Source organism: Streptomyces sp. XY431 (genome assembly GCF_001279805.1).
GTDB lineage: Bacteria > Actinomycetota > Actinomycetes > Streptomycetales > Streptomycetaceae > Kitasatospora > Kitasatospora purpeofusca.
On record NZ_LGDO01000290.1, the window covers coordinates 1 to 797 of the forward strand.

A 797-nucleotide genomic window follows, 5' to 3' on the forward strand; every position below is an offset into this window, starting at 1 on the left:
AACGAGGACCCCCGCCCGTTCACCTGGACCAAGACCGCGGACGAGATCCTCGAACGGCTCGCCTCATATCTTGAACGAATTCCTGGTGCAGGACACTAGCCGAGTTTGGCGCGGCGCGGACCTTGATTTTGGTGGGTCGGGGATCCCCGCCCCACCAGGCTTTCAGAGCCGGAGGAAGCTCCGGACGCAGGTCACGCCCTTGGCCGAGTAGGTGACCTCCATGCTCGTGTCGGCGAAGGCCCGCACGATCGTGGCCTCGACGTCGCCGTACTTCTGCACCTGGACGAACTTGTCCCCGTCCTGGGTCACCGTGGTGCGGGCCTTGCGGCCGTCGAACGTCTCCTCGTCGAACTCCTCCCCGAGAACGAAGTTGATCTCCGTGTTCTTCAGCGCGGTGAGGGTCTTCAACGTGTAGCGGCCGTAGACCTCGGTGATCTCCTCGGTCGGCTTGGCCTTCAGCGCGAGGTTGCGCTGCATCAGGCCCACGCCGATCGCCTTGAGGTAGGCGTCGTAGTTGTCATCACTGCTGGCCAACTCGTACTTGCCCGAGGCACTGCCCATGGTTGTGTCGCTCCTGTCCTGATGTGTGGAATCGTCGCGCGGAAGGCGCGCGGCCGTCGTTGATCACGTTAGAGGCGTAGGTCAGCGGAAGGAGGGGCTTTCCAAGGATCGACCTGGGCAAGATCTTCATCAGCCTTCTAGTGTCCTGCACCAGGAATTCGTTCAAGATATGAGGCGAGCCGTTCGAGGATCTCGTCCGCGGTCTTGGTCCAGGTGAACGGGCGGGGGTCCTCGTT

At 62.5% G+C, this 797-nt stretch carries 1 protein-coding gene; it reads right to left on the reverse strand.

Going from position 1 to position 797, the window contains the following annotated elements; all coding sequences use genetic code 11:
- Positions 1 to 162: 162 nt before the first annotated feature.
- The gene (locus tag ADK60_RS23840) at positions 163 to 561 is read right to left on the reverse strand and encodes a lipocalin/fatty-acid binding family protein (RefSeq protein ID WP_053648780.1); all 399 of its coding nucleotides are present in this window, start codon (positions 559 to 561) and stop codon (positions 163 to 165) included.
- Positions 562 to 797: the final 236 nt, after the last annotated feature.